The following is a 4,467-nucleotide window of genomic DNA, read 5'->3' on the forward strand; positions in this document are numbered from 1 at the left end:
AACGTCGTCTCCAACCTGCCCCTGTTCGTGGTCGGCCTGCTCGGCCTGCTCCACCTGTGGCTGCACCGGCGTGAGCTCTTCGCCGACCGGCGGGAAAGCCGGGCCTTCGCGGTCTTTTTCCTCGGGATCGCCCTGACCGGCTGCGGCTCGGCCTGGTACCACCTGGCACCGGACAATGACCGGCTTTTCTGGGACCGCCTGCCGATGGCCGTGGCTTTCATGGCCTTCACCGCGGCGATGCTCGCCGAGAGGGTGAGCGTTCTCTGCGGCAGCCGCGCCCTCCTCCCCCTGCTGAGCGCCGGCGTCGCCAGCGTGATCTGGTGGCGCCTGACCGAGCAGGCGGGGGCGGGAGACCTGCGCCCCTACGGCTTCGTCCACTTCTACCCGGCCGTTCTCATTCCGCTGTTGCTGTGCTTCCTTCCCGCGCGCTATACGCGGGGCGGCGAGGTGTGGGGTGTTCTCTTCTTCTTCGGCCTGGCTGTCGTCTGCGAGCTTCTCGACCGGCCGATATTTGCCCTCGGCGGTCTGGTGGGCGGCCACACCCTGAAGCATCTCTTCGCCGCCATCGCCGTCTGGTGGGTCCTGCGGATGCTCGCCACCCGGCACTATCGCGAAGGCTGAGCCGGAAGTGCACGGTTTCATCGTTGACAGGATCCCCCGCAAATTGTAATAGTGACGGTCTCGATTCGAGTCTCAAACCACCTGAAGGAGTTGACACGATGCTCAAGCATGTCGTTTTTTTCAAGTTCAAGCCCGAAGCCGACGCCGCCGGGATTGCCGACCTGGAGAAAAGCCTGCGGGCGCTGCCCGCCGTGATTCCGGAGATCCGGGAGTTTGTCGTTGGCCGTGACGTGGTCCGTTCGGAACGTTCCTACGATCTCGCCCTGGTTTCCGGTTTCGACGACCTGGCGGCGATGAACCGTTATCAGGTCCACCCCGACCACCAGGCGGTGGTCGCCAAGGTCAAGGCACTTTGCAATGGCGTCGTCGCCGTCGATTTTGAGTGCTGAGCTGGACCGCCAGGGAGGCCGGCCGATGGACAGGGATGAATTCGAAAGACGCCGTGCCGAGCGCCGGTACTCGCTCAATTTCCTTGAATTTGCCGTGGTCGGGGAGAACGGCGAAGTCCTTTTCCGCGAGATGGGAAGGACGCTGAACGTCAGCTTGGCAGGCATCAAGCTGGAAACCCCGGCGCTGCTCGAGGCGGGGCAGATGGTCCAGGTGACCCTCGGCCTCAAGGATGACATGATCGACCTGATCGGCAAAGTGGCGCACATCAAGGTCGCCGGCCCGGAGATGTTCAGTGCCGGGATTCAATTCACCCGGCAGGATGACGAGGGACGGCGGGTGCTCAGCCGGTACCTGGCGGCGTTCAGGGACGAAGCCGCCGCCGGGCTTTGAACAGCCGGTTCGGCGGATCGATGCCGTCGTCGTTGCAGGTGCCGACGATTGCACAACTTTCTGCAGTTGCTATACTTTCCTGGGCAGGCTCGATCGCCCGGGAGTTGTCCCCTCGCCCCCGTCCGTCTCTTACCCGACCGCAGCGCAGGCCGCATGAGTTTTGCCCACAACGTCAGTCCGCAGTGGCTGGAGAATCTGTACCGTCTCTGGCAGGAGGCGCCTGACCGGTTGCCTCCGCAGTGGCAATCGTTTTTCCAGGGCTTCGAGTTGGGCGAGGAAAGCGGGGCAGGGGCTGCGTGCCTCGATCCTGCCCATGCCCTCAAACAGTCGGGCGTACAATCCCTGATCTATCGTTACCGCGATATCGGACACCTGCTTTCCTGCACCAACCCCCTCGACGTCTGCCAGACCGAACATCCCCTGCTCGCCCTCGAGGTTTTCGACCTCGACGAAGCGGACCTCGACACCGTTTTTCGCACCCGCCGTTTTTTCCGGCAGAGCGCCACCCTGCGCGAGATCGTCGAGACCCTGCGGGAGACCTACTGTCGTTCGATCGGCGTCGAGTTCATGCACATCCAGGACCCCGCCGAACGGCAGTGGCTGATCGACCGCATGGAGCCGACCCGCAACCGGCCCGACTTCTCCCGCGAGGAGAAGCTGCGGATCCTGAGCAAGCTGCAGGAGGCGACCCTGTTCGAGGCCTTCCTGCACCGCAAATTTCTCGGCCAGAAGCGCTTCTCCATCGAGGGGGGAGAGGCGCTCATCGCCCTGCTCGACCAGGTGGTGCGCCGGGCGGCCGCCTTCGGGATGCGCGACCTGGTGCTGGGGATGTCGCATCGCGGACGACTCAATGTCTTGGCCAATATCTTTGGCAAGCCCCTGGAAAACCTCTTCGCTGAATTCACCGACAACATCGAATACCAGATCGTCGGCGAGGGGGACGTCAAGTACCACCAGGGTTTTTCCACCGACGTGGACGGGCCGGGTGGGGCGTCGCTCCATATCACCCTGGCGTCCAACCCCAGCCACCTGGAGTCGGTCGACCCGGTGGTCGAGGGGAAGTGCCGGGCCCGGCAGGATGATTATGACGACCGCGACGGCAAGCAGGTGCTGCCGGTCCTGATGCACGGCGATGCCGCCTTCGCCGGCCAGGGGCTGGTCGCCGAGACCCTCAACCTCTCCCAGCTCGAAGGCTTCAGCACGGGCGGCACCCTGCACATCGTCCTCAACAACCAGATCGGCTTCACCACTCTGCCGAAGGATGCGCGCTCCACCCTCTACGCCACCGATGTCGCCAAAATGCTGATGGTGCCGATCTTTCACGTCCACGGCGACGACCCGGAGGCGGTAGTGCACGCCGCCGGCCTTGCCCTCGACTGGCGCCAGGCCTTCGGCCGCGATGTGGTGCTGGAGATTCTCTGCTACCGCCGCCATGGGCACAACGAGGGGGACGAGCCTTACTTCACCCAGCCGCTCATGTACGAGAAGATCAAGGACCATCCGCCGGTGCAAGAGATCTATGCCGGGCGTCTGCGCGAGGAGGGGGTAAGCGGCGAGGAAATCGAGGCGATGGCCGCGGCCGTCGAAGCGCGTCTGGAAGCGGCGGCCGTACAGGCGGCCCGCCCTGCAGGGGAAGGCTTCCACGGCAAGTGGAAGGGGATCGAACGGGACTACCGTCGCGTCGAGGTCGAAACGGCCGTCGACCGCCGGACCCTGGTCGAACTGGGGGAGGCCTGCTCCCGGATTCCCGAGGGCTTTCATCCCCATCCCAAGATTGAGAGGCTCTTCGAGCGGCGCCGCGAGACGATTGCGTCTGGCGAAGGGATCGACTGGGGGATTGCCGAGATGCTCGCCTTCGCCACCCTGCTGCACGACGGGGTTCCGGTCCGCCTCACCGGCCAGGATTCGCGGCGCGGGACCTTCAACCATCGCCACTCCACCCTGTTCGACGTGCAGACCGGCGAGACCTGCGTCCCGCTCGCGGCCGCGGCTCGCGCCGGTGCCGCCCTGCGCATCTACGACAGCATGCTTTCCGAGACGGCGGTGCTCGGCTTCGAGTACGGCTATTCCATCGAGAGCCCGCACGGGCTGACCGCCTGGGAGGCCCAGTTCGGCGATTTCGCCAACGGCGCCCAGGTGATCATCGACCAGTTCATCGTCAGCAGCGAAACCAAGTGGGACCGGTCCTGCGGCCTGGTCCTGCTGCTGCCGCACGGCTACGAGGGACAGGGGGCCGAACATTCGAGCGCCCGCATCGAGCGTTACCTGCAGGCTGGCGCCGACGACAACATCCAGGTCGCCTATCCCTCCACCCCGGCCCAGTTCTTCCATCTGCTGCGCCGGCAGGTGAAGCAGCCCTTCCGCCGGCCGCTGGTGGTTTTTACCCCGAAGAGCCTGCTGCGGCTGCCGGCCTGTCGCTCCGACCTGGCGGAATTTGCCGCCGGGCATTTCCGCGAGGTGCTGCCGGCCGAGGCCGAGCCGGCGAAGGTTCGCACCCTCCTGGTCTGTGCGGGGAAGATCTATTATGAGCTGCTGGAAAAGCGCGATCAGGATGGCCGCGAAGATGTCGCCATCGTGCGCATCGAGCAGTTCTACCCGCTGCGCGAAGATCTGCTGCGGCAGGCCCTGGAGCCCTTCGGTAAGGCGAAGAAGTTCGCCTGGGTGCAGGAGGAGCCGGCCAACATGGGCGCCTGGAGTTTCCTGCGCCAATATCTGGCCGAGGCGATGGGTCGCGAGCCCCGCTACGTGGGACGCGACGCGGCCGCCGCCCCGGCCGTCGGCTCGCACCGGCTGCACAAGGAGGAGCAGGAACGGATCATCGCGGAGGCGTTCAGTCTGTGAAACGTAGGGGCGCATTGCATGCGCCCTGGGCGGACACAGTCCGCCCCTACATAGCAGGAGATACGGATGGACATCAAGGTTCCCGAGGTCGGCGAATCGGTCTTCGAGGCGGAAGTCGGCAAGTGGCACAAAAAGGACGGCGACCGGGTGGCGAAGGACGACCTGCTGGTCGAACTGGAGACGGACAAGATCACCCTGGAGCTCAATGCCGATGCCGAGGGGGTG

General features: G+C 65.1%; 5 protein-coding genes. All 5 read left to right on the forward strand.

All coding sequences use genetic code 11. The features are described 5' to 3' along the window. On the forward strand, positions 1-621 hold a 621-nt coding region (locus VD811_08715; protein ID HXV21053.1), incomplete at its 5' end, for a ceramidase domain-containing protein. A gap of 98 nt (positions 622-719) precedes the next feature. Continuing rightward, positions 720-1,010, forward strand: coding sequence for a Dabb family protein (locus tag VD811_08720; protein HXV21054.1), 291 nt, complete (start codon positions 720-722; stop codon positions 1,008-1,010). Between the two features lie 25 nt (positions 1,011-1,035). Next, entirely contained in the window at positions 1,036-1,401 is a 366-nt protein-coding gene (locus VD811_08725; protein ID HXV21055.1) for a PilZ domain-containing protein, read from the forward strand. Between the two features lie 153 nt (positions 1,402-1,554). Beyond that, positions 1,555-4,242: a 2-oxoglutarate dehydrogenase E1 component gene (locus VD811_08730; GenBank protein HXV21056.1), complete on the forward strand. Its 2,688-nt coding sequence runs from the start codon at positions 1,555-1,557 to the stop codon at positions 4,240-4,242. A gap of 66 nt (positions 4,243-4,308) precedes the next feature. Further along, a partial coding sequence (locus VD811_08735) for a biotin/lipoyl-containing protein (protein ID HXV21057.1) occupies positions 4,309-4,467 on the forward strand: 159 nt, incomplete at its 3' end.

The sequence above is a fragment of the Desulfuromonadales bacterium genome (genome assembly GCA_035620395.1).
GTDB lineage: Bacteria > Desulfobacterota > Desulfuromonadia > Desulfuromonadales > DASPGW01 > DASPGW01.

Excerpts from the sequence above, each read along its gene's own strand:
- VD811_08730 (HXV21056.1), top strand. The coding sequence starts at position 1,555 with ATGAGTTTTGCCCACAACGTCAGTCCGCAGTGGCTGGAGAATCTGTAC.
- VD811_08720 (HXV21054.1), top strand. The coding sequence starts at position 720 with ATGCTCAAGCATGTCGTTTTTTTCAAGTTCAAGCCCGAAGCCGACGCC.
- VD811_08725 (HXV21055.1), top strand. The coding sequence starts at position 1,036 with ATGGACAGGGATGAATTCGAAAGACGCCGTGCCGAGCGCCGGTACTCG.